The organism is Nocardia sp. NPDC055029 (assembly GCF_053608525.1).
In genome coordinates this window covers 29,646-51,660 of sequence record NZ_JBSGVQ010000038.1, presented here as the reverse complement: position 1 = coordinate 51,660, position 22,015 = coordinate 29,646, and the positions used below count along the sequence as shown (strand labels likewise).

Genomic DNA, 22,015 nt, shown 5'->3' with positions numbered 1-22,015 from the left:
CCACAACTGCCATACTGCCCAGATCATCGACACACGCGGGGCCAGCCGATATGAGCCGGCCGCCACCACGGCCCACAACAACAACGGGACAGGACAACCACATCAGTGAAGTCGTCACCCGACCCCAGCGGCGCGCGCAACCCGCGCGAGGGCGACTGGTTCGCTGATCCGGTCCTACGCAGGTCGAGCTGGCGAATCGCATGAGCGGCCCTCATGACGATCCCGATGTGGCTCAAGCTCGGGAATTCCTCGAGATGCTCACCGCCCAGGCGGCGGGACTCGAGACCGATGCTGCGATGGCCACGTCGCCGCTACAACGTGCCGCACGACTATCGGACCTGCGTCACGTGCAAGGCTTCATCAAGGCGTTGCGCCGCCGGTTCCCTGACTTGGCCGACTAGCGACCAGACCGCCACGTCGATCGGCGAATACATCCCAGCGTGATGTTGTGGCCCTACCGTGTTGCCCATGCCGCAATTCGCACTCGGAGAGGAAGTCGGCTGGACGACGCTGCACCGTGGGACCGATGGCTCCCACTGGGACATCCTGGTCGAACTGCAAGGCCAGATCATCGACATCGGCTGTGACCGGGAATCCGGCGAAGTCCGTGACTACCTGATCGAGGCCACGATCCGTGGACGCCCGGTCGGTTCAGTCCGCATCCCCGCCGCCGAAGCCTCTGCGCTCTCGACGCCGCCGACGACCATCTGGTGCGCCGAGTTCACATGACTGGCCCGCCTAGTCGCTGGTGCGTCGGGTGACCTGTTCGTCCTCGCGAAAGTAGAACCGGTCCTGCGGGCCTTCGCCCACAGCCGGAGTCGTACCGGCGGGCAGCTCCACGAGCGGCCCGATGAAGGCATACATCTCGAGTCGACCATCGGCCTCGCTGGTACTCGGCGCGAGGTCGAAGGCGATCTCGCGCACTCGCCGCCAACTGCCACCGCTGAGCGGATCGGCGATCACGTCCCCGAGTCGAACCTCGTTCACGGGTACTGATTCGGTGCCCATCATTCAAGGATTCCACACGATCTGAGCCCGCAACAGAGCCGAGCACCTGCTGACGCCTCTCACGCATGCGCTTGTGAATTGGTCGCCGATCTTGTGCCCATGCGGGCATCTCGAGAGTTCATCTGTGACTGCCTGCACCGTAGAAGTCCGGTCGACCGAGCTCCACATTCCGGTGATGCCCGCGCCGGCGGTCTCGGAAAGCGCGCCCTCCAACGCCGCCCCGACTACCTCACACGCGGGATCGTTCAGGCCGGATCAGGAACGACGTGGATCGACGGTTGCCGGAGCGACTCGCTGTCAGGCCCCAGCTTGCCTGAGGGCCTCACACCCCCGACACCGGCAACCGCCGGACCGCTGATCCGGAAGAACTGTCATCCCGTCCCCGCGGTATGGGTCCCGACCCGTGTGGATCACTGACCCGCTGAAATATTACCCAGGTCCGACCATGCCGAACAGCCGCGATGCGCTTTCGCAAGCAGTCATCGGTCGGCCGCCGGTCCACCCGAGCCGGGAAGACGCGATGTGTTCCATCGGCCGCACCGGACTGCGCGCGTCTGGGCGAGACGATGCGGATTCGAGATCGCCGCCATAGTCCTGAGCTGGCCACCGGCAGTGGTTCACTTCGATTCTCGTTCCGTGTCTCACAGCATGGTGTGCCTCGACCAACCTGGCTCGGCGGCACTGCCGATGACACGCTGAACCGATTCCAAGCCACGCTGGAAGTGGACGGGTTCGACCAGCAGCAAGCAGACCGCGCCGGTCGGTACCCACCGGAGCATTCCTCATCAGCCCTGCTACAGGCGCGGATCGTGCACGAGCCGGAAGTCGTGCAGCGGCTCGTCCTCGCCGCCGGCAGCGGTGAACTCGCGGTCGATGACTTCCCCCGCTGGGATATCGCAGTCTCGGCCGATGACGGCCGCTGACAGGACCAGCGGGGCCGCGTGTGTGTGCCACGGCGTGACACAGTGCGCGTCGCCGCCGACGGTGAGCAGCACCCACAACGGAACCCGTCCATCGGGCAGCATCTGGTAGTCGTGGCCGGTGCCGGGTGCGTCGAGATAGATCGGGTAGTCGTCGCTCATAGTTTCCATTCCTGCCAGATAGTCGGTCGGTGCGCACGCGTCGGCGTCGGACCGTCACGGGTCACCGATGACTGCGAGGTTGCGGCCGTCGAACTTGTTGCATGACGGGCCCCGTGATGACGTTCACGGGCGACCCGTACAGCTCGCCGCGCACCGCTCCTACAACGGTGCCGCACGCAGGTGCGAGGCTGCCCACACGCCGAGTGCGGTCGAGCCGAGGACGTGAAGCAGGTAAGTCGCCGACACCACCACGATGCCGTAGTCGCGCATCCATTCCCCCAGCGGTAGCAGCAACACAGCGTCGACGCCGAGCATCAATCCTGACAGCAGCAGCGACGGGCCAGCCAGCGGCCGCGGCGATGCCAGTCCTGATTGCGCCCCTGACAGCACCTGGTCGGCAACAGCGGCCGACACCGCACGGGTGGCCCCGTCCTCGTCGAAAGCGCCCTGCCGCGCATATGGGTCGGCGACCATCTGTTTCTTCCCCTGGCGACGCGAGCCGGGCTCCCGCGAACTTCCCGGACTGGAATAGCGGTTGGTTCGAACCTGATTGAGCGATCATCCTGACCTGCGGCACCGATCAGCATCGGCAAACACCCCGCCGCGTTCAGTGATCTGTCGGGTATTCGATTCAACGGAATGACCCCGATGGGTCGGGGCCGCCCAGCTGAGGTTCGCGCCGGGCGACCACACCGTTCGCCCGCCTTGCCCCGTGCTCACGGACACGGACACGGAACTGACGCGATGACACCGATCTGCCGGGATCGCTACTTCGATCGGCGATCTTGCCGCGACGGTGCCGCGCCCCGGGCCCGAACGCTGCGTGTACCGGTCAACACGGGGAAAGCCGTCTACACCGTCGGCCCGCCACGGCCGCGACGCCATCGAAGCAACCCACCATCAGCCTCGCCGAACCCGACCAGCGCGGCCACCGCGGAAGCACCCGCAATACATGGCATCCCCTGTCCAGACCCACCACCGACACCACAACAGGAGCACCCCATGTCCGCCTCCCCCACCGTTGTCCCCGACCAGACCGCCGACGTTGTCGTGGAATCGGTGCCCCGCACCGACTTCGCCCTCCGCGAGCACCTCGGCACCGCCGGTGCCATCGCCGACCTCGGCGAGGATCCGGTCATCGACCGCTGGCGCAGCCAGGCCCCGAGCTGGCGCGGCAAGCACTGGACCTACCGACCCGACACCGACGGCGCCCTGCGGTTGTTCCCGATCAACATCGCCCGCGCCACCCGCACCACCCGCTGAGCGCATTTGCCCTGCTTCGTCTCTCTACAACGCTCTGCCCTCCCAAGCGCCCCGTTGAAAGGAATTCTGTTGACCACTGTCGTGACCGACTCCAGCGACCTCGATGTCGCCGAGCCCGCGCCCATCGCTGTCGTCGAGTCGAGCGCCGAGCCCGCCCAGGCGCCGCCGTCCGGTGCGATCGCGCAGAATCTGGATCCGCCGACTCTGGTGATCACCGGCAACAACGTGCGCCCGGCACCGGATCTGGCCGACTATCCGAAAGAGGTCGCCTCGATCCGCCAGTTCGGGGTGCGTAACCCGATCCTGGCCGTCCGCGAAACCGACGGCAGTGTTCACGTTATCGACGGCCAGGTCCGCACGCTGGCCGCGATCGCGACCGGGCAGGAAACGGTGCCGGTGTGGGTGAGTGAGGTCGACTCGAGCATCGGTGACCGGGAACGTCAGATCGAGCGGGTATTGACCCAGATCAACCTCAACGACCGCCGCATCGAGTTGACCGACTCCGCCCGCGCCGCCGGTGTGACGCTCATGCTCGACCTCGGCGCCGGCGTGACCCGCATCGCCGAAGGCTTGCAAGCCTCGGATCGTTCCCGGATCCGCAAGGCGGGGACGATCGGGCGTTCGGACACCGCGCGGCGGTTGCTCGACGACGGCCAGTTCAGCCTCGACCAGCTCGAAACCATCGCCGGATACGAAACCCTCGGCGACACCGACGCCGTCGACACTTTGACCAGCGTGACGCGGTACCAGTTCGACTACCAGGCCCGCCTCATCGCCGATGACCGCCAGACCCGCCGCGACCGACTGCGGGCAGCGCTGCCGTATGCCGCGTTCGGTTTCGGGGTGCTGACCGAGCTGCCCGACATCGGCACCGACCTGATCCCCGACGGTGAACTTCTCACCGGTGACGGGCTGCCGGTCAGCGAAACCGAGATCTATGCCGACGCGAGGCGGTGGCGGGTGTTCCTCGACTTGGTCGACGACGCCGAACTCCTCGACGAGACCACCGGCGAGCTCGTCGATCCCGCCACCGTCGACTGGGACACCCGCGATCTGGGCGCAGACGCCGAACCCGCACCAGGGATGCGGAGCGCGCACGGAGTCACCACCCGCGACGGGTGGATGCCCAACTACTATCTGCCCGCCGCTGCCGTCGCCGTGAGCGGCCTGCAGCAGGTTGATCCCGTCGCTGGCAGGGACGCCGGTGCCGACACCGGCACCGATGCCGGCAGGCCGAGCGGGAACAGAAGCGGGCCGAGCGGGCCCGGGTGGTCGAGCTCAACAAACGTGGCGTCGCTGCCAAGGCCCGCCGCATCGAGTTCCTGACCCAGTTGCTCTCGGCGCGGACCGCCCCGGCCGGGGCCGCGGAGTTGGTCGCGGTGTCGCTGATCCGTGAACCAGGATTGCTGGGGTGGCCAGCGGCGGATCTTGCCCGCGACCTCGTCGGCGCCGACACCGCCGACGATCTGATCGCAAAAGCGACTGCGGCGACACCCGGGCGGGCGTGGGTGCTCGTGTTCGCGCTGGTGCTGGCAGCCCATGAAGCGCGCCTCGACAAGGACTCGTGGCGGCGTCCCAACGGCGCCGCGGCCCGATACCTGCACTTCCTCGCCGAGGCCGCCCGCAAACTCGCCAAGACCAACGGATCCGAGGACTTTCGGCTCGTCGATGTCGAACTCGCCACCGCCGGTGACATCGACTACCTCGACATCGACCTCGACAATCCCCACGCCGACCCGGTGACCACCGAACCCGCCGCCGACGAGGATCAGGACCTGCCGGTCGCGGCCTGACCAGGCGGTCGGTCCCCGGCTCGTCGGTAGAGGCGAGCTGGGGGGCGCGCCTGGTGTCGAGTTCGGAGATGATGCCGTGCCCGCCGTGCGCAACACCCTTCTGCTGCTGTGTTATTCGCGGCGCGATACTCTGCTCGGCCTGTACGGAACCGATGTCGTGCCGGCTCGAATGGTCAGCGGTGCTGCTGGTTCCACCAGTCGATGGCTTCGCCCTCGGCGTCGAGTTGGTCGATCAGGTCCGCGGTGACCTCGACCTGGGATCCGCTCTGGTCGCAGAACACCCACAACTTGCGGGCGGCCTGGGTGTAGTGGTGGATCGCCGCGTCGGTCTCGAACGCATCGGCCTCACCGGCACGGAAGCGGTCGATCGCTTCACCGAGGGTAGCCACGAGCTCAGCGAGGCGGGCCTGATGATAGGCGGCGACCTGTCGCCGGGCAGCGGCGCGTGCGGCTCTATTCTGCACGCCCGCAACGGTACTCGCGACGACTGAGCCCCTCAGCGAAACGACGGCGCGTCCACAACCCGGTGCGCGTGTCGACCAGAGCGCCGACTCCGTCCCGACCGGTCCACCGACATCATCTTCGGCCAGCGACGCGAGAAAGAACGACGAACTCGCCGCCGCAGCCTGAGCCGTCGGCACAACGGGTGACCCAGCGAGCACGGGACTCGATCTGCTCTCCCGGTGCACGGCGCCAGCAGACTGGCCCACCCGCAGTCGACCAACGTCGGAATTGGCGGATCGATAGCGGCTCGATCCGCGCCGTCGGGGCCTATTGCCCTTGCTGCTCACCATGAAACACCTCTAGCGCGACCATCTCAGCTTCCGTCGTCAGCGAAACTCCGAGAAGGACAACGATGCCTCGTCTGCTCATCGATGACCGATTCCGCATCCTGGACCTCTACGCGCGCACCATCGTCGCCGACAATTTGTCCGTCGACGAGGTGCACGCGAAGCTCGAGGAGATCCTCGCCGATCACACGAACACTGATCCGGCCGTCGGGATCGACCGGTTCTGGGCGCGGACCCGAGTCCAATCCGAATCATCCAGCCAGGGGTCGAGCGGCTTCTACACCTGGTATCGGATCCTCCCCGTCAATCCAAATGACGCCGATGCCAACACCCAACTGCTCGCCGCGGCGCTGCGGCGCCGTTGGCCCGCCGCAGCGTTCACCGTCATGCCGACCGGCACAGGATCGGTGTCGATCCGCTGGATCGACGGCCCTGACCACGCGGCCGTAGATGACTACTGCCTGCACGTCGAGGGCCCCGACGGCCCCTTCGAATCCGTCGAGTTCACACGGATCCTCACCCTGCGGGCATGGCAGGCCATCGCCGCTCTGGTCGAGGCCTGGTTGCCGGTCACAGTGCCGTGTACCGAGACCGGCGACATCGATTGGCACGCCGCGGAAACGGTCGAACTCGACCCTGCCGTCTCGGTCGCCGGTCACCGCGTGTGCCGCAGGCCTCGACTGATCTCGCTCACTCTCGGCGAGGTCCTGCGTCATCTGCCCGACGCGTGTGACCTGTCCGCTGTGCACGACGCGTCCATTCAGCCCGCGCATAGCGAGGAGCCCGATGCCGAACAATCTTGACGACTTCGCCACCCGCACCACCGGTGGCCGGTTTTCCCGTGACCTGTTGATCGTCGGTTACGTGGTGACTCACCACTCCGAGGCCCTGCCGGGCGCGGTGGTCACCCGGTTCCCTGAAATCGAGTTCCACCATTGGTTCGGCACCTTCCACACGCCTGTGGCGTTGGTCCTGTCCTACGGGCAGCGGCCCGTAATGATGGCCAGCCCCGATGAATTACTGCGGGCACCCGCGGCCTCGATCACGAGGTTCATCGGTGAACTCGTCCCGGTCTGGTTTCACCAACCGACCCGCCAGCTCGTGCTCGCACCTCACTATCTGCCCCAGCACGACATGGCAACGGCCCAGATACCTGCTGGTGTCTCGGCGCATCTGCCCTATGCCCCGTCCACCGTCAACGACATCTACGACGACACCGTGAAGTAGCACCGGGCCTGCCTGTATCCACGCCTGCGCAACCGAACTCACTCACCACATATCGAGCTGCGATACCGGGCGGACTGCACCACATCCTCCACCCATCCTGACGATCAGAAAGGTCCGACTATGCCCGTCGAGCCGACACTGCCCTTTGTAGGTAACTTGGCCTCCGATATCGAGCTCACCTTCACACCCTCCGGTGTCGCGGTGGCTCATTTCACCGTCGCCTCCACACCGCGGGTCTTCGACCGCAATACCGGACAATGGCGCGACGGTGACCCGTTGTTCCTACGCTGCAACATCTGGCGTGAGGCCGCAGAGAACGCCGCAGAGTCGCTGTCGAAGGGCGCGCGAATCCTATTGATGGGCAGGCTCAAGCAGCGTAGCTACGAAACCCGTGACGGCGACAAACGCACCGTCTACGAAGTCGAGATCGACGAGATCGGGCCCAGCCTGCGCTTCGCCACAGCCAAGGTGACCCGGATCGGTCGCCGCAGCACCGGCAACGCCGACAACGGCTTCAGCCGACCCGACACCACCAGCTCGGCCACAACGCAGGTCGACACCGCAGGCAGCGGTGACCGCGAGCCGTGGGCCGCAAAGGGTTTCACGTCGTCCCATGACACGGACAGTCGGGCCTCGCCTGCGCTGGCCGGTGTCGGCGCCGCCGGTTCCGACAGCGAACCACCGTTCTGACCATCGCACCGACCCCGTCCGCCCTGCAAGTGGTGCGCCGTCACCACAGCCGGGCCATCGATACGACCCAGGAGCCTTGTAATGCCCACGAATTCCACCTACACCCTGTTTATCGGTGATCGTCCTGTCGCGACCGGTCTGTCAGTCGAGCCCGTTCTGGACCAGTTCGACGCGGCCGTGAGGGAGCGGTATGCCGACACATCAGTGGAGCGCGTGAACCACCATCTGTTCGGTGCCACCGTCCACCACAGCGGCCCCCGCTGGACCGACATCGTGATGGCCCCGCACGATCCCACCGATACCGACGCCTACTACAAGCTGTTCGGTCGGCGACTGCAACGGCAGTGGCCCGACGCTGCGTTGAGCCTGCGCCCGGGCGATAGCTGGGACAACAGGGACACCACGATGATCATGAACTGGGTCGACGGCCCCACCTACGCCGATGTCTGGAAACTGGTCGACGCCAACCGACGCCACCCACTCAACCGGAAGTTCTGGCTCAACCGCCACTACTCCGCCCACGGATGGGCCACTGTGGCCGCCGTCGCCGAAACCCACCCCGCCATCAACGTGCCCCGCACCGCCGGCGGTGACATCGACTGGGCCCAGGCATCCCGGATCCGGCCCGAACCCGAAGCCGTGCCAACCCATCAACCTCAAGCCGCCGTCGTCATCGCCGGACTCGCCTACAGTCCGTACGACACTCCCGCGTTCACCCTCGCCGAGATCCTGACATGTCTGGCCGACCAGATCGACCTGTCGGCAGCCACCGCCGACACCGCCGCCTGCCTCGCCACACCGACACCGGGCACGACCTACACCCCCGACCAACTACGCGTCGACCGCGACGAGAACAGCACCGCGCTGATCGTCGGCCACCTGGTGCTGGGAGAAACAACCAACCCCGCCGCGGGCATGCTCGTGCCCGCCTTCGACATTCGTACCGATCCCGTCGAGAGCGGTGATCACTCGCTGATGGCGCTCGTCGAACGCGCCCACCACCGGGTCATAGCCGTCGCGGCCGACGGAACCCTGTCCCTGCGCGATCCCGAATCCGGATCCGATGACCTCACCACCGTCAGCAAGCCGCGGTTCATCCTGCACCCGGTCGACCTCAACCCAGTCACCGGGACCTACCACCTGACCCGCCGCCCGCTCGACTACACCCACTGCGAGATCACCGCACCCCCGGCGATCACCGACACCCTGCCCCACGACCACATCACCATCACCGGCACCTACACCTGACGACCGCGCCTGGTCCAGGAAGGATCCCGGCCGCCAGACACCCGGCACGGCCAGGTAGCCGGACTGCTCCGGCTGGTAAGCCGGTCGGGAGGTGGCGGGTCGGGTCCTCGCGGTCAAGACCGGGGTGTGCGGGGAATGCGGTCGACGATATCGGCGGCTGCCTGTCGGGGAGCGGGTGAATAGGTGGTGGTTCCGGGTGACGGTCTGGGGTGGACCCAGCCGATCGAGGGCTACCAGGCCATCGTGCGCCACGGCTACGGGCCCGCGCCCGGCGGAAACGAATTCCCCACGCCGCCACCAGCCGCGCCCACCCGTCTCCCCTAATGGGCGTGGGGAATTCGTTGCCGCACGCAATGGCGCGTTCCCTCCGCCGTGTCGCCCGCTGTCCTGGTCGGTCGCCCTCGGCTGGGCCCACCCCAGCCCGGCACCCTCTTTTGTCGTAAAAAGCGTTGCGTTCCAGCGCGCCCGGGTGCCGCCGCTATCTCGCGTCTCTCAGTCAGGAGAACAGCCGTGTCCGAAATCGCCCACCACCACTTGGAGCTCCTCGAAGCAACGACCGTCGAACCCACCGTCACCGAACCTGCCATCGTCGATCCGGCGCAGGTCGCGGGAACACGGGCGTTCCTCGACGCGATCTTCCAGATCGAGCTCCAGCTCGACCTCGACCGACGCGCGGCGTTCAAGGCGTTCCCCGCCGCACTCGCGCTGGCGACCGACGCCGACTGGTGGCTGCTGGATTTCATGGTCGAACAGTTCACCCTGCACCCGCGCGAGGCCGCGCTGCGGCGTCTGGACGCGTTGTGGCGCCACGCCGACGAGCTCGGGCGTGAACGGATGCTGGCGTTGGTGCCCGATACCGATCCCGGGCTGCACTCCCACAGCGACCACGACCTCAACCACATCCTCGCCACCCGCGCTCGCCGCAACGGCACCACCATCGACGACGAACGGGCCAAGCTCGAAGTCCAACTCGCCGCCGCCGAACTGCCTCGCCAGTCCATTCGCACCTGGTACAACCCGCTACCTCGCCTGTCTCTGGCACCGACGAATCGCGTCGACGCGTCTCGGTTGAGTCCCGAGCAGATCCGGGCCCGCGTCGCCGCCCGCGGCCGCCGCCGGCCAGCCGAGGTCGAACCGTCCGTCGTGACGACCTATGTTCGGGAGAGCTTGTTCGTCGACACCGAGGTCGCCGACCAAGCACGCCTGCGCCAACGCTGGGCCGAACTTGCCGCCCGCGGAATCACTCCTACCGGATCGGCACCGCGTGGTTGGACGCCGCGGCGCCCTGGTGAACGGCCGCCGCTGCCGGCTGATCTGTCCGAGGCGATCTGGGATCACCAGTACTGCGCCCACGTCGCCGATCAGCGTGACCACGAGCGTGCGCTGGCGGGTGAATCGGTGAAGTCGCCGGAGCACTCCCACTCGTGGGCGGCCGAACGCACCGGACTGCGCTCGCGCGCCGATCGGCGCGAGGCATACCTGTTCCAGGGCAACGGTCTCGACGACTTCCGCACCGCCATGACCCCGATCGCGGGGTGGCGGTGCGTGTCGTGCTTCGTCGAACGCCCCACCTCCGACCAGCGCCCCATCCACGCCCGCGACGGTGTGCTGCGCAGCGACGACGGGCTCTGCGACTACTGCCGCAGCGACGGCCACACCGGCCTGCCCGCACTCGCGCCCGGGTTCACCGGCGCCGATCTCGCCGCCGCCTACTGCGCGTACTTCGCTGAGCACTACCTGGATTCGGCGTGCGCGTTGATCGGCGAGGTTCGCCGCCGCGCCCCGGAGTGGCTGACCGCGGTGGTGGATCGGTTCCTCGCCGCGCACTCCGATCTGCCCGGCGCACCGGCACCGGTCGAAATCGACGCCGAGACCGAACCGGCACCGGTCCCGTCGAAGCGTCGCCGCGAGCGGATCCTGCCGCCCGGACAGCGGCCCGGCAAATGCGAAGGGTGCACGAAATACGTGCCCGTGCATGACGACGGGTTCTGCACGACCTGCCGGGTCTACCTCGGCCTGTACGTGCCCGCGCCCCGCGGGCGTCGCCTCGTGGCCGCCTGACCTATCTCCATCCTGTAGTCGGCTGGGGCACCGCCAGTGCTGGTGCCCCAGCCGCTACGCCTCACCTCACCCACGACCACCGAATCCGGGAGTCCACGATGAGCACACCCAGCTCCGACGTCTACCTCGACCGCTGCCGGTGTCCTCTCCGGCGCGGCGGCCACACGCACCGCATTCGAACGTCCAACCCCACCAGCTCAACCTCAGTCCCCTGCAACTCGCCCTCCACCCGTACACCCCTCCCTCCCGCCATGCCTCGCACCGCAACTCCCGCACCCTCTTTCGCCCTCCGCACACCTCCCACTCCCTCCTCAACGTCCCTACAGCAGGCACACGGATTCCGTCACAGAACTGCAATATTCGATTCACACCATCCGATCTGTGACATCCAACACAAACCTCCCGGGGGGGAGAGAAAATTGACCGAAGGAACCGCACCATCGAACCCCGGCGCCAAGCACAGCCGCCGCCGAGCCGTCGTCCGCCCCCACGTCTCGATCCCGAATCTGGCCCTCACGCTACGATGGATTCGCGACGACCTGAGGCTCACCCAGCGCCAGGCAGCCTCGCAGATCGGGTTCAGCGAAATCCACTTGGGGCGATTCGAGACCGGCAAGTCCAAACCGCCACCGGAATCCCTCGAGCAGATCATCAGCGGATACCGGGTGAACAAGGCGATGGCCGCACATCTTCGAGAGCTCGCCGGGCGGGCGATCCCACTCGCACCGGCCACCGCCCTTAGGGCATATGTCCGGGCCGAGAAGTCCTTGATGCTCAACCTCGATCGGTTCCAAGCCCGTGCGGTTCCGGCGGCGTTCATCGACCCGTTCTGTAACGTGCTGGCCTGCAACGACGTGTTCACCGCCGCGCTTCCCGGCATCGACGACGGCTGGTCGATTCCGCTGTGGATGTTCAGCGACCAGCGCGACGCGGTCGTCGACCCCGAAGCCGAAGGCGCCTGGTCGGTCTCGATCTTGAAAGCCACACTGGGCCGGCATCGCGACTCCGAGCAGGCCCGCGAGCTCGTCACCGGACTGGAGGACAGCCGCTGGGCTCGCCGACTGTGGGCAGCGAGCCTGGCTGTCGCCACAGGGCGAGACGCGAGATCTCCGATGCACGCCCGTGATGCCCGAGGCAACCTCGTCTCCTACCAGCTCGCACTAACCGAGGGCTTGCCCGCTCATCACATCCAGCTCGTCACCGCGACACCTGAGCCCTACACCGGACCGTCTGATATCAGCTAGACCCACGGAGTCGGCCGGTGCGGTGACAGCGTTTCCGCATCGGTCGAGTCCGTGAGTATCCGTAGCATGCCGTTCACAGGTGGTGAACTTCGCTGTAGCAATTTCGCTACAGCAGAGCGAAATTGGTGGCGAATTCACCCGTTTCAGGTTCTCTGGAATCGGAAGAGCCACCGATTGGGCAAGAACAGGCGCCCGATGAAACTTCACGATCCAGCCCGCTTTCGCATCCCGCACCCAGACCATCCAGCTGATGGGAGTGGCGATCCGGGTCGTCGACATTTCTGCAAAGTTGACAGAATTGTCGAGGATTGTCGTCCATCACGGCTCCCACTCATCCGACACTGGGGACACTGCGGTGTCCGCTGAGGACTCGCTCCCGGTGCCGAGGAGGTGGGTGAGCCCAAGGTCGCCGCCGCCCGACTCGGCGTCCATCCCGAGATGCTGCGGCGGTGGGCCCGTCGACACGACGAGTACGCGTGGCTTCCCAAGCCCAAGCGTGTCGGACAGACGTTCCGTTGGACAACGATGCCATCGACTCAGCCATCGTCGCCCTCGACGACACCACCGTCGAGCTCACGGAGGAGGCTCCGTAGACGAACCAAGCCGACCGGCGGTCATCACACCGCTCGGCGCGCCCGACTAGTAGCGCAAACCGGCGATATCAGGTCTACTGGGAAGTGGAAGAGCCACTGATCGGGCATGGAAACAGGTGTCCGATGAGTATTCACAACTGCTGTCTTTCTGTCTGGCCGTCTCATCCTCACAACTACGCGGCGGTCTACATCCTCGAGTCATCGAGCAAGCTCGACATGACGCGGAGAGGTGACAAGTCCGTCCGGATGCGCCCCCATCGAGCCGATGCCGCGCGGAGTCGGCGATGACCGACGCGAATCATGAGATCGCGCGAAAGCTGCTAGAACAGCTAGGTGTTCAGGCGCACGACCTCGTTCCGCGATCTGACCCCGCCCCGGCACCTACCTTCGAGGAGTACATTCCCCGAATCATCTCAACCGTGTCTGCCGGAACGCTACGGACCTACCGGCCGTACTGGCAACGCCTTCAGGACGAGTGGGGATCACGGCGCTTGGACGACCCGACGAGCCTGGAAATGCAGGCACTCGTCGAGCGTATCCGCGCTGCGGCCGTTCATCGCCGCAACTCTCGCGACGGCAGATCCGCGGCCGAGCACATGGTCAGCGCACTGCGATACCTGTATCGCTACGCGGCAAGCGACGGCTACGTCCGAACCTCCAACGCCGCAACAGAGTTGACCAAGCCACGCCGACTCCCCAGCCCACGCGGCGCGATCGCCACCGACCGGCTTCGTGACGTCATCGAGGTGATCACCACCACCGGCGACGACACCGAGCTCGACACACTGCTGCTGCGCCTACATCTGGAAACCGCGTGCCGGACCGGCAGCGCCCTCGCGATCCGGCCAGACGATCTCGATACCAGCCAACGTCTGGTCAAACTCCGCGGCAAAGGCGGAACCATCCATTGGCAGCCGATCTCAACAGCTCTGCTGGCGATGCTTGCCGCCCACTGCTCCCGCGGCGCCGCCCCTGACGAACAGTTGCTCCGATACCGGTACGGGCGCCCGATCACCCGACGCCGCTACGACCACCTGTGGATGCGGGCTGGCCGACACTTGCCGTGGGTCGCGACCCAACAGATCAGCACGCATTGGCTCCGACACACCGTATTGACCTGGGTAGAGAGGAACTTCGGCTACGCAGTTGCCCGCGCCTACGCTGCCCACGCCATCCAGTACACCCCCGGCGGAGCGACCCTGACCTACGTTCGAGCCAGCATCCATGAGGTAGCGGAGGCACTGTCCGCACTCAGCAACGAACTCCACCCACTTGCTGTGGGCCGATCCGCAAACGCCAGGATACTGCCGGCACTGCCGCTGCCAGTGTGGACGCCTCGACAGGGCCCGTCGGCACAGCCCTCGATCGACCCATGACAGCTGCGTATCTCTCCAACCGCCACGACGTGCCTCGACTGCACGCGCGCAGTGGAGCGGTAATACGCCCCGCAGCTTCGCGATGTCCTTCTCCGAGGGCATCGGATACCTGCTCGAACCGTCGCAGCTGCACAGGTTGAGAAGGAAGCGCCGCTGGTCATCCCTGGAAAGGCTGTTCAGCCCCTTCTCGAACAGCTGCCAACGTAAGGGCCACCGCCAGTCATCGTTTACGGGCCGAGCACATCGGTGAAGTCGGCGAAGAGACGGTGAAGCTCAGGCCCGCTGAACCCGGCGTCTCGAGCGAACATCTCGGTTGCGAGCTTGATGACCCTGCAGGGCAGCTTGGTACGAGCGGCTGGCATAAGCGGATCATCGCACCCACAGCATTCTCAGCGCGCCTACTTTATGAGCGCGAGAGGTGGCGGGCGCGGGCTGTGAGCCACACGAAAACCGATGCGAACCCCTTTCACTGCACCGCCGCTTGGCCACCATCGCGTGAACCGTCATCTCCAGAGTGGTTCGGTCGTCCACCTAGGAAGAAGACCCAATCTCCGCGTCGCTGCGGCTCAGCGCAGCGAGCCCGGCTTTGATGTGAGTTACGACGTCTGCGCGCCAGCTCGAACCCGAGCATATCTGCTGAATTTTCGACGCATCCAGCTCTAGCGAAACCGGTGTGCTTCGTGTTTCCTTAAAAGTGGAAGAGCCGCTGATCGGGCAGGAGTTGCCCGATGCTCGTTGTACTAGATTGTTCTGCTCGCAGTCTCTGGCGCGCTGAGTTTCCCCCGAGGTCGGTGTGGAATCACTTCGCCCGGGGGCATCTGCTCGGCCACTACCAGACCACCGGCGTCGACACCCTCGATTCCTGGTTGAGCGATGGCCAACCATCACACCGGCGTTGCGACAGAACCGCTGAACCACTACCTGATCCGATTGTGCCTCGCAAAGTAGTCGGCCCCCGTCGAGTTGGTCGCGGTGTCTGCTGAACCGGCACCCCCAATCCAGCCACCGCTGCGCCGATGGGCGACCACGAAAGTTGCGGCCGCACACATCCAGGTCCACCCGGAGGTCCTCCGTCGGTGGGCTCGTCGACCTGACAAGTACCCATGGCTGCCTCGGCCGAGGCGGATTGGAAAGGACCTGCGATGGGACCTGGATGCCTTGGACGCCGCGCTCGATGCCCAGGACTGCTGATGACCGGCGGCATGTCGTGAGACGCGGTCGCCCAGCCCGGCCGCTCGGGGTACCCGGCAAACCGATGCTGACCGAACTCTTGCCAGGCCACTGGCGTGCCCGGGTCCTGGTCCGCGATGCGTCGGGCCGACGCCGTGACCTCACCCGAACGTCACCACCCCGATTCGACGCCCGGGGCCGATCGGTCCCCGACCGCACTGGACAACGGGCCCTCAACGCGGTGCTTGTCGCCGCAGCCGGTATCCGGGTCGATCTCGGGGGCGAGCTTTCAGCGGAGATGACGGTGCGGGAACTGTGGCTGATCTACCGGGCACACCTCATCGCCCAGAACCGCACGCCGGGCACCCTGATCCGCTACGACGTGGTGGCCGAGCTCTTCACCGCCGCTTTCGGCGCCCGGCGTCTACTCGAGGTGACGACATCGTCGGTCGAGGAGTTCCTGACCGAGCTCGGACAGGCAAAGGGCCCGTCGGGTGTCCGCACCGGCCGCACCGTGCTCTCCGGCATGTTCCGCTACGCGGTGCGAAAGGATGCACTCACCGTCAACCCGGTCCGAGAAGCCCAGGCGCCGAGGAACATCGAGCCCAAGGGACGGACCGGCGGTGCCGGCGAGATCACCGTCGACGAACTGCGGTTCATCCTCGCCGCGGTCCGGAGTTCCCCGCTGCCCTGTCCGCGCAAACTCTCACGGGCCGAACGGAACCGGTCGATACCGATCAGGGCCTATCCCCCGCCGACGGTCGCCCACTATTGCGACAACGCCGACCTGGCCGACCTGGTGACCTTGCTCAGCGCCACTGGCCTGCGCCGTTCCCAGGTTCTCGGGTTGATGTGGCCAGACATCGATCTGGCCGCTCGAACCCTGCGATGCACTGGCAAAGTCGTCCGGGTCAGAGGTCAGGGACTGGTGCGCGTCGTCAGACGCGATGACCCTAAGAACCGCAGCGGAACCATTGCCCTGGCGGATTTCGCGGTGGCCATGCTGACCCGCCGACAGGCCGTGCTCGCCGATCGCCGGGTGATCGACCCACCCAACCCCGCCGTCGCGGTACCGGACCTGGTGTTCCCATCGGTACGGTGGACGTTGCGCGATCCGCAGAACGTCGGCCACGAATGGCAACGCGTGCGAGAGGCGCTGGGAATCGCCGACGACATCACCGCGCACAGTGTCCGCGGGGCGGTCGCCACCATCCTCGACGACGCCGGTTTGTCGGCCCGGGTCACCGCCGACGTGCTCGGCCACGCCGACCCCGCGATGACGCAGCGTCACTACATGGCGCGGGGGCGCACTCACCGCGCCGCAGCGGACGCCCTGAACCGAGCGCTGGCCGGTCCGCAGAATTTGTTGTGACTTAGTTGGGAGAAACGGGTCAGGCCGGGCTCGAAGTAATCTTCGAAACCCGGCCTGACCTGTTGTTATGGTGGAGCTAAGGGGACTCGAACCCCTGACCCCCACACTGCCAGTGTGGTGCGCTACCAGCTGCGCCATAGCCCCGTGTTCTTTTGTTTCAGCGGCTCTCGCTGCTGCCTGAATGAAGTTACACCATGCCGATCAGGGACAACAAATCGGCTGGTAGGAGGCAGAAAAGTGGAGTTTTGGGCGGGGTTGGTGTGGCGTGCGTGGAAGGCGGGGTGCGTGGGGGCGGAGTAGAATGTGCCGAACCTCACGCCGGGTGGGTCAGGGGGCGAGGTTCAGGACCCAGTTCTCGTCGGTCCAGTCGATCTTGGTGGTGCCGTCGTAGATGGCGGGGGTGGCGGCCTTGTTGCCGGTGCGGGCGTCGAGGTCGTCGAGGTTCTGCTTGGCGGCGGCGCGGGCGGCGTCGAGTTGGGTGCCGTTGGTGATGCACGGACCGACGGATTCGGGGGCGCCGGATTCGATGGCGAGGGTGGCCAGGGCTGGGTTACTCAGGTCGGCGCCGCCCTCGTCGGGCTGCTTGGTGGTGAACAGGGCCTCGTGGAACTTGCTGTAGGTGGGGCCCGAACCGGTCTGGGCGACACAGAGATTCGCGGCGATGGCGCGGGTGGAGTAGTCCTTGCTCTTGGACTGAGGGTCGAGGAACGCCACGAAGTGGTAGTTCACGGCCAGCTTGCCCTCGTCGATCTTCTGGGCGAGTTCCTGGCCGAAGGTCGTTTCCATCACGCCGCAGGCGGGGCAGAGCGGGTCCTCGAAGATGTCGACGGTCTTCGGTGCGTCGGGGCGGCCGAGGCGGATGACGCCATCGGGCTGGATCGCGACCAGCACGGCGGGCTCGCGCACGGCGCCGTAGCCGTCGTTGCGTACTTCGGTGGGCGCTGTCTTGTTCCACTTGAACGCGGCGAACACGAGGAGCCCGATCACGACGAGGGCCACCGCGGCCAAGGCGTAGGTGGTGTTGCTGGAAACGGGACGGGGATTGTGCTGGGAACCGGCGCTGCTCACCCGTCCACTTTGCCTCGAGTCACCGGAGGCTCGCCGCCGGGGCCGATAAATACCTCACTGACCTGCGGATCTACCGTTTATGCTGGTCAGAGTCGACCGGGCGCAGCGACGACACCATGCCGGTGCGCACCACGGGGACGCCGTCGGGGCAGCCGTCGCAGGTGCACTGCGGGTCGATGCCGTCACCGGCGTGATCGGGGTGCTCAGGGTCCTCGGGATGTTTGATCCGCGACGGTTCCGGCGTCACCAGCCACACCGCCGCCGACACCGCGAGCACGCCACCGGTGACCGCCATGCCGACCCCGAACGAGGTGTGCTCGGCCACCCAGCCGATCCCGATCGGTCCGAGCACGGTGCCCAGATCCGCCGCCATCTGGAACGCCGCCAGCACCGGTCCGCCACGCGCACGAGCGCCGATGACATCGGCCAGCGCCGCCTGCTGCGCCGGGCTGAACATCCCCGACCCCACCCCGGCGACGAAGGAGGCGGCCAGGAACCAGGGCAGCGAGGGCGCGAACCCGAGCACGCCGGTGCCGACCGCGCAGATCGCCGACCCCGCGATCAGGAACGGTTTGCGGCCGAACCGGTCCGACAGCCGGCCGGACACGAACAGCACGGCGGCATTGCCCGCGGCGAACACGGTCAGCGCCACCCCGGCCATGCCCGATTCCTGCTCCAGAATCTCCACGACCAGCAGCGGGACGAAAGCCATTCGCACACCGAACACCGCGGCGCCGCCGGCGAAACTCGACAGCAGGACCGCGCGATAGGCGGGTTCGGACCAGGCGTGCCGGAAGGTGAATTCCGGTGCGGCCGCGCCCTCCTCGATCGCGAGCACCGGCGATTCGCGCAGGCCGACGAAGACGATGCCGCACACGATCAGCAGGGCGGCCGCGTAGATGAGGAACGGCGCGCGCAGCCCGAGACCGGCCAGGCCGCCGCCGACCAGCGGACCGAGCAGCGAGCCGATCAGGAAGCTGGTGGAGTAGATCCCCGAGACGCGTCCGCGCGCGGCGGGCGGGGACACCCGGATGATCAGCGCCATCGACGACACCGTGAACATCGTCGAGCCGACGCCGCCGAGCGAACGCAGCACCAGCAGTTGCCAATACGTCTGCGCCAGCGCGCACGCACCGGTCGACAACGCGACGATCAGGATGCCCGCCAGATACACCCGCCGCTCGCCCAGCTTCTGCACGAGCCGCCCACTGGCGGGCGCGAACAGCAACCGCATCAGGGCGAACGCGCTGACGATCGCCGAGGCCGCCGCGATCCCGACGCCGAATTCGCGCGCGTACTGCGGCAGGACCGGCGCGACCAGACCGAAGCCGAGAGCGATGACGAAGGCCGCCGCGATCAGTACCCAGATCTCGGCCGGTAGTCGTACCTTCGCCGGAGCGCTCACTCGGCCAGCGCCTGATTCACCATCTCCTCGGCGGCGGCCTGCACCTGGGTCAGATGCTCGGAGCCGAGGAACGATTCGGCGTAGATCTTGTATTTGTCCTCGGTGCCCGACGGGCGGGCGGCGAACCAGGCGTTCTCGGTGGTCACCTTCAGACCGCCCAGCGGTGCGCCGTTGCCGCGCGCGGTGGTGAGGATGCCGGTGATCTCCTCGCCGGCGATCTCGGTGCCGGTGACGGCGTCGGGGGTCAGCGCAGCGAGCTTGGCCTTCTGCGCGCTGGTGGCCGCCGCGTCGATGCGCGCGTAGGCGGGGCTGCCGTACTGGCGTTCCAGCTCGCCGTAGCGGGCCGACGGGGTCTGACCGGTGACGGCGGCGATCTCGGCGGCGAGCAGCGCCAGCAGGATGCCGTCCTTGTCGGTGGTCCACACGGTGCCGTCCATCCGCAGGAACGACGCGCCCGCGCTCTCCTCACCGCCGAATGCCAGGCTGCCGCTGAACAATCCGGGCACGAACCACTTGAACCCGACCGGCACCTCGTAGACATCGCGGCCGAGCACGTTGACGACCCGGTCGATCATCGACGAGCTGACCACCGTCTTGCCGATCTTGGTCAGCGCGTCCCACCACATCCGGTTCGCGACCAGGTATTCGATCGCGACGGCCAGGAAGTGGTTGGGGTTCATCAGGCCACCGTCGGGGGTGACGATGCCGTGCCGGTCGGCGTCGGCGTCGTTGCCGGTGGAGATGTCGTAGTCGTCCTTGATGCCGACCAGGGCGGCCATGGCGTGCCGGGAGGACGGGTCCATCCGGATCTGGCCGTCGCTGTCGAGGGTCATGAAGCGCCAGGTCGGGTCGACGAACGGGTTGACCACTTCCAGTTCGAGATCGAAACGCTGGCCGATCTCCTCCCAGTAGTCCACGCTGGCCCCGCCCATCGGGTCGGCGCCCATCCGGATGCCCGCGCCGCGAATCGCGTCCAGGTTCAAGGCGTTCGGCAGGTCGGCGACGTAGTGGTCGAGGTAGTCGTAGCGCTGGACGTGAGTGCTCAGCGCCTGCGTCAGCGACACCCGCTTCACCGCCGCAAGGCCGCCACGCAGCAGTTCGTTGGCGCGGGCGGCGATGGCGTCGGTGGCCTTGGTGTCGGCCGGGCCGCCGTGCGGCGGGTTGTATTTGAAGCCGCCGTCGCGCGGCGGATTGTGCGACGGGGTGACCACGATGCCGTCGGCCTGATGCTTGGTACCGCCCCGATTGTGGCGCAGCACAGCGTGACTCAGCGCGGGGGTCGGGGTGTAGCGGTCGCGGGCGTCGATCACGGCGGTGACGTCGTTGCCCGCGAGCACCTCGAGCGCGGTGGTCCACGCGGGCTCGGACAGGGCATGGGTGTCGCGCGCGAGATAGACCGGACCGGTGATGCCTCGGGTGGCGCGGTATTCGACGATGGCCTGGGTGATCGCCATGATGTGCGCCTCGTTGAACGCGCAATCCTCGCTGGAGCCGCGGTGACCGGAGGTGCCGAACACGACCTGCTGACCCGGTTCGGCCGGATCGGGCACGCGGCTGTAGTACGCGGTGACCAGGTGGGCGATGTCCACCAGGTCGGTCGGGCGGGCTGGCCGTCCGGCGCGATCGTGGGCCATGGTGGGTGTTCCCTTCCGTGTCGGCTGCGCGCGGCTGGTCATGAGGATCATGCGCACAACCACTGGGTGAGGGACGCGGCGGCGTACACCGCGGCCAGGCTCGCCGCGACGCTGATCACGACATTGCCCACGGCGTACACGTAGGCGCCCTCGGTCACCAGACGGACCGTCTCGTAACCGAACGTGCTGAACGTGGTCAGCGCACCACAGAAGCCGGTTGCCGCGAACGCCAGCAGCGCACTGCCCGCACTCGCGCCGATCAGACCACCGAGCAACGCCGAACCGACAATGTTAACGGTTAGCGTCCCCCATGGCAGCCCCGCCGGAAAGCGCGCGGACACCGCCCGATCGATCAGGTAACGAGCGGGGGCGCCGAGCATTCCGCCTGCCAGCACGAGCGCCGCCGTCATCGGCGGCCTCGCCGCGCGGTAGCCCACATCTCGACCATCGGATGGCACCCTTCCGTCCTCGGATTCACGTGGTCCGCCGTCCGGCGCCTGCCACCCACCGGGTCGCGATCACGGCCACGGCCACGGCACTCAGTCCGGCGAGCACCGACAGGCCGAGATAGGCCACCGCCGTGCCCACCGCACCGGTGTCGATCAGTGTACGAAGCTCGAGGGCGAAGGTGGAGAAAGTCGTGAACCCGCCCAGCACACCGACTCCCAGGAACGGGCGAACCAGTTTCGGCGCCGCCCACAGTTCGGTGACCGCCACCATCAGCACCCCGATCGCGAAGCAGCCGGACACATTGACCGCCAGCGTCGACCACGGGAACTCCCCCGGATGTACCGGCCACCAGTGCCCGGCGGCGAAACGGGCGCTCGCGCCGAGGCCGCCGCCCACCGAGATCGCCGCGAGGACGGCGGGATCGAGCGCCGGGGGCCGCGATGTCATGGCGCTGCCCTCCCCTGCTGATCCGACGGTGGTCGTCGCTCATGGTATCGAGACGCCGAGGAACGCCGATGGCCCGGACCGATTGTCGGTCCG

The 22,015-nt window shown here is 67.0% G+C and carries 23 protein-coding genes and 1 tRNA gene; 14 read left to right on the top strand and 10 right to left on the bottom strand.

From position 1 onward, the window contains the following. The first annotated feature begins 200 nt into the window (after positions 1-200). Positions 201-401 (top strand): hypothetical protein, encoded by a 201-nt coding sequence (locus tag ACWF9G_RS27235; protein ID WP_452518759.1) that lies wholly within the window; start codon positions 201-203, stop codon positions 399-401. A 67-nt stretch (positions 402-468) separates the two neighbouring features. Beyond that, positions 469-729, top strand: a complete 261-nt coding sequence (locus ACWF9G_RS27230; RefSeq protein WP_452518757.1) for a hypothetical protein — start codon at positions 469-471, stop codon at positions 727-729. A gap of 9 nt (positions 730-738) precedes the next feature. Here ACWF9G_RS27230 and ACWF9G_RS27225 read toward each other — a convergent pair whose 3' ends face one another. From ACWF9G_RS27225 to ACWF9G_RS27215, 3 genes are all read right to left on the bottom strand, one after another. Next, entirely contained in the window at positions 739-963 is a 225-nt protein-coding gene (locus tag ACWF9G_RS27225) for a hypothetical protein (protein ID WP_452518756.1), read from the bottom strand. An 839-nt stretch (positions 964-1,802) separates the two neighbouring features. Next, a complete protein-coding gene (locus ACWF9G_RS27220; RefSeq protein ID WP_452518754.1) occupies positions 1,803-2,090 on the bottom strand; it encodes a hypothetical protein in 288 nt (95 codons plus the stop codon). Between the two features lie 159 nt (positions 2,091-2,249). Then, complete coding sequence (locus ACWF9G_RS27215; protein ID WP_452518753.1) at positions 2,250-2,564, bottom strand: hypothetical protein; 315 nt, start codon at positions 2,562-2,564, stop codon at positions 2,250-2,252. Between the two features lie 528 nt (positions 2,565-3,092). Here ACWF9G_RS27215 and ACWF9G_RS27210 point away from each other — a divergent pair. The 3 genes from ACWF9G_RS27210 to ACWF9G_RS27200 all read left to right on the top strand — a co-directional run bounded on the left by ACWF9G_RS27210 (position 3,093) and on the right by ACWF9G_RS27200 (position 5,146). Next, positions 3,093-3,353: a hypothetical protein gene (locus tag ACWF9G_RS27210; RefSeq protein ID WP_452518751.1), complete on the top strand. Its 261-nt coding sequence runs from the start codon at positions 3,093-3,095 to the stop codon at positions 3,351-3,353. Between the two features lie 69 nt (positions 3,354-3,422). Beyond that, positions 3,423-4,679 (top strand): ParB/RepB/Spo0J family partition protein, encoded by a 1,257-nt coding sequence (locus ACWF9G_RS27205; RefSeq protein ID WP_452518750.1) that lies wholly within the window; start codon positions 3,423-3,425, stop codon positions 4,677-4,679. Beyond that, a complete protein-coding gene (locus ACWF9G_RS27200) occupies positions 4,622-5,146 on the top strand; it encodes a hypothetical protein (RefSeq protein ID WP_452518748.1) in 525 nt (174 codons plus the stop codon). The genes ACWF9G_RS27205 and ACWF9G_RS27200 overlap by 58 nt, the downstream gene beginning before the upstream one ends. Positions 5,147-5,319: 173 nt before the next feature. Here the strand turns inward: ACWF9G_RS27200 and ACWF9G_RS27195 are convergent, their stop codons facing one another. Continuing rightward, positions 5,320-5,610: a hypothetical protein gene (locus ACWF9G_RS27195; RefSeq protein ID WP_452518746.1), complete on the bottom strand. Its 291-nt coding sequence runs from the start codon at positions 5,608-5,610 to the stop codon at positions 5,320-5,322. 392 nt (positions 5,611-6,002) lie between these two features. Here ACWF9G_RS27195 and ACWF9G_RS27190 point away from each other — a divergent pair, with 392 nt between their 5' ends. The 9 genes from ACWF9G_RS27190 to ACWF9G_RS27150 all read left to right on the top strand — a co-directional run bounded on the left by ACWF9G_RS27190 (position 6,003) and on the right by ACWF9G_RS27150 (position 16,918). Continuing rightward, entirely contained in the window at positions 6,003-6,740 is a 738-nt protein-coding gene (locus tag ACWF9G_RS27190) for a hypothetical protein (protein ID WP_452518744.1), read from the top strand. Further along, on the top strand, positions 6,724-7,164 hold the full coding sequence (locus ACWF9G_RS27185; protein ID WP_452518742.1) for a hypothetical protein: 441 nt from the start codon (positions 6,724-6,726) through the stop codon (positions 7,162-7,164). Before ACWF9G_RS27190 ends, ACWF9G_RS27185 begins: the two co-directional genes overlap by 17 nt. 120 nt (positions 7,165-7,284) lie before the next feature. After that, positions 7,285-7,854 (top strand): single-stranded DNA-binding protein, encoded by a 570-nt coding sequence (locus tag ACWF9G_RS27180; protein WP_452518740.1) that lies wholly within the window; start codon positions 7,285-7,287, stop codon positions 7,852-7,854. Positions 7,855-7,935: 81 nt separating this feature from the next. Then, on the top strand, positions 7,936-9,102 hold the full coding sequence (locus ACWF9G_RS27175; RefSeq protein WP_452518739.1) for a hypothetical protein: 1,167 nt from the start codon (positions 7,936-7,938) through the stop codon (positions 9,100-9,102). 183 nt (positions 9,103-9,285) lie between these two features. Then, a complete protein-coding gene (locus ACWF9G_RS27170) occupies positions 9,286-9,426 on the top strand; it encodes a hypothetical protein (RefSeq protein WP_452518738.1) in 141 nt (46 codons plus the stop codon). A 186-nt stretch (positions 9,427-9,612) separates the two neighbouring features. Further along, entirely contained in the window at positions 9,613-11,163 is a 1,551-nt protein-coding gene (locus tag ACWF9G_RS27165) for a hypothetical protein (RefSeq protein WP_452518736.1), read from the top strand. Positions 11,164-11,582: 419 nt separating this feature from the next. Further along, positions 11,583-12,407 carry an MmyB family transcriptional regulator gene (locus tag ACWF9G_RS27160; protein ID WP_452518734.1) on the top strand — a complete coding sequence of 275 codons (825 nt, stop codon included), beginning with the start codon at positions 11,583-11,585 and terminating at the stop codon, positions 12,405-12,407. 877 nt (positions 12,408-13,284) lie between these two features. Next, complete coding sequence (locus tag ACWF9G_RS27155; protein WP_452518733.1) at positions 13,285-14,376, top strand: tyrosine-type recombinase/integrase; 1,092 nt, start codon at positions 13,285-13,287, stop codon at positions 14,374-14,376. Between the two features lie 1,411 nt (positions 14,377-15,787). Further along, the gene (locus ACWF9G_RS27150; protein ID WP_452518731.1) at positions 15,788-16,918 is read left to right on the top strand and encodes a site-specific integrase; all 1,131 of its coding nucleotides are present in this window, start codon (positions 15,788-15,790) and stop codon (positions 16,916-16,918) included. Between the two features lie 68 nt (positions 16,919-16,986). Here the strand turns inward: ACWF9G_RS27150 and ACWF9G_RS27145 are convergent. The 6 genes from ACWF9G_RS27145 to crcB (ACWF9G_RS27120) all read right to left on the bottom strand — a co-directional run bounded on the left by ACWF9G_RS27145 (position 16,987) and on the right by crcB (ACWF9G_RS27120) (position 21,922). Beyond that, positions 16,987-17,062 (bottom strand) — tRNA-Ala (locus tag ACWF9G_RS27145). 183 nt (positions 17,063-17,245) lie between these two features. After that, positions 17,246-17,986 carry a DsbA family protein gene (locus ACWF9G_RS27140; RefSeq protein WP_452518729.1) on the bottom strand — a complete coding sequence of 247 codons (741 nt, stop codon included), beginning with the start codon at positions 17,984-17,986 and terminating at the stop codon, positions 17,246-17,248. A gap of 70 nt (positions 17,987-18,056) precedes the next feature. After that, positions 18,057-19,391: an MFS transporter gene (locus tag ACWF9G_RS27135; RefSeq protein WP_452518727.1), complete on the bottom strand. Its 1,335-nt coding sequence runs from the start codon at positions 19,389-19,391 to the stop codon at positions 18,057-18,059. Next, on the bottom strand, positions 19,388-21,025 hold the full coding sequence (gene pgm / locus ACWF9G_RS27130) for a phosphoglucomutase (alpha-D-glucose-1,6-bisphosphate-dependent) (protein ID WP_379309490.1): 1,638 nt from the start codon (positions 21,023-21,025) through the stop codon (positions 19,388-19,390). The genes ACWF9G_RS27135 and pgm overlap by 4 nt, the downstream gene beginning before the upstream one ends. Positions 21,026-21,072: 47 nt before the next feature. Continuing rightward, on the bottom strand, positions 21,073-21,462 hold the full coding sequence (gene crcB, locus ACWF9G_RS27125; RefSeq protein ID WP_452518725.1) for a fluoride efflux transporter CrcB: 390 nt from the start codon (positions 21,460-21,462) through the stop codon (positions 21,073-21,075). A 37-nt stretch (positions 21,463-21,499) separates the two neighbouring features. Beyond that, positions 21,500-21,922, bottom strand: coding sequence for a fluoride efflux transporter CrcB (gene crcB, locus ACWF9G_RS27120; RefSeq protein WP_379309488.1), 423 nt, complete (start codon positions 21,920-21,922; stop codon positions 21,500-21,502). Positions 21,923-22,015: the final 93 nt, after the last annotated feature.

What these genes read in the sequence shown, in the direction of transcription:
- pgm (WP_379309490.1), bottom strand. Translation starts at nt 21,025, where the DNA reads ATGGCCCACGATCGCGCCGGACGGCCAGCCCGCCCGACCGACCTGGTG.
- crcB (WP_379309488.1), bottom strand. Translation starts at nt 21,922, where the DNA reads ATGACATCGCGGCCCCCGGCGCTCGATCCCGCCGTCCTCGCGGCGATC.
- ACWF9G_RS27190 (WP_452518744.1), top strand. Translation starts at nt 6,003, where the DNA reads ATGCCTCGTCTGCTCATCGATGACCGATTCCGCATCCTGGACCTCTAC.
- ACWF9G_RS27235 (WP_452518759.1), top strand. Translation starts at nt 201, where the DNA reads ATGAGCGGCCCTCATGACGATCCCGATGTGGCTCAAGCTCGGGAATTC.
- ACWF9G_RS27180 (WP_452518740.1), top strand. Translation starts at nt 7,285, where the DNA reads ATGCCCGTCGAGCCGACACTGCCCTTTGTAGGTAACTTGGCCTCCGAT.
- ACWF9G_RS27185 (WP_452518742.1), top strand. Translation starts at nt 6,724, where the DNA reads ATGCCGAACAATCTTGACGACTTCGCCACCCGCACCACCGGTGGCCGG.
- ACWF9G_RS27155 (WP_452518733.1), top strand. Translation starts at nt 13,285, where the DNA reads ATGACCGACGCGAATCATGAGATCGCGCGAAAGCTGCTAGAACAGCTA.
- ACWF9G_RS27220 (WP_452518754.1), bottom strand. Translation starts at nt 2,090, where the DNA reads ATGAGCGACGACTACCCGATCTATCTCGACGCACCCGGCACCGGCCAC.
- ACWF9G_RS27215 (WP_452518753.1), bottom strand. Translation starts at nt 2,564, where the DNA reads ATGGTCGCCGACCCATATGCGCGGCAGGGCGCTTTCGACGAGGACGGG.
- ACWF9G_RS27175 (WP_452518739.1), top strand. Translation starts at nt 7,936, where the DNA reads ATGCCCACGAATTCCACCTACACCCTGTTTATCGGTGATCGTCCTGTC.
- ACWF9G_RS27210 (WP_452518751.1), top strand. Translation starts at nt 3,093, where the DNA reads ATGTCCGCCTCCCCCACCGTTGTCCCCGACCAGACCGCCGACGTTGTC.
- ACWF9G_RS27230 (WP_452518757.1), top strand. Translation starts at nt 469, where the DNA reads ATGCCGCAATTCGCACTCGGAGAGGAAGTCGGCTGGACGACGCTGCAC.